The organism is Burkholderia sp. AU4i (genome assembly GCF_000466765.1).
Taxonomy (GTDB): Bacteria; Pseudomonadota; Gammaproteobacteria; order Burkholderiales; family Burkholderiaceae; genus Burkholderia; species Burkholderia cepacia.
Genome location: NZ_ASSI01000312.1, coordinates 1 through 851, shown reverse-complemented (window position 1 = coordinate 851; position 851 = coordinate 1). Strand labels below are relative to the sequence as shown.

The 851-nt window shown below is 70.0% G+C and carries 1 protein-coding gene and 1 pseudogene; both read right to left on the bottom strand.

What is annotated here, in order from left to right; translation table 11 throughout:
* A partial coding sequence (locus tag L810_RS41430; RefSeq protein ID WP_042978288.1) for a biotin-independent malonate decarboxylase subunit gamma occupies nucleotides 1–357 on the bottom strand: 357 nt, incomplete at its 3' end.
* Nucleotides 344–851 (bottom strand): annotated as a pseudogene (locus L810_RS41425) (biotin-independent malonate decarboxylase subunit beta); the annotation flags it as partial. The pseudogene L810_RS41425 and the gene L810_RS41430, both read right to left, overlap by 14 nt.

Here is an 851-nt window from a genome sequence, read left to right as displayed (position 1 = left end):
CGTGTGGCCGTACAGCACGCCGATCGTCCGGTGTCCGGCGCGATCCGCGTGCATCAGGCACTTCGCGAGATGCGACAGCCCCTCGTTCAGGCCGAGCAGTTCGTCGCGCTTGCTCATCCGCTGGCTGTCGCTGTCGACGAGCACGAGGATCGGCGTGTCGCCGCCGCGCGCGATCGTGTCGAGCACGCGCGCCGCGAGCGTCAGCGCCTCGTCGATGCCGAACGGCAAGCGGTCGGCGACGCCGATCACGTCGACGCGTGTACCGGCCAGTTCCGCATGCCCCGTCAACAGGCCGCCGGTGCGGGCGATCGAGTGGCCCTGGGGAAACAAGGCATTCAGCACTTCATCGAGCGTCATGCGTGCTCTCCTGCAATTGATCCGCGAGCGACACGAACGTGTCGTCCGGCATGCCCGGAATCGCTTCCGGCTTGTCGGCCCCGAGCGCGCGCCAGACGTCGAGCGCATCGTTGCATGCGCCGAACCGTTCGACACGCGCCTCGAGACGCGCCTGCTCGGCACGCAGCATCGCCGCATCGAATGCCGGCGCACGCCCGATCAGCTCGAGCGCCGCCGCGCGGAATGCGTCCGGCGTATCGGCCACGTAGCGATCCGCGCCGCCAATCAGCCGCCGGTGCTTGCCGCCCATCGTGCGCCAGATCAGCGCGCGGTCCTTCGAATCGAACTCCTCGACGCCGCGATTGGTTTCGATCACCTCGGGGCCCGACACGCTGATACGGCCCTGCTCCGACACCGCGAGCGCCGAGCAGCATGCGGCGAGCAATCCGCCGCCGCCGTAGCAGCCCGCGCGCCCGCCGATCAGCCCGATCACCGGCACGCCGGCCGCACGCGCT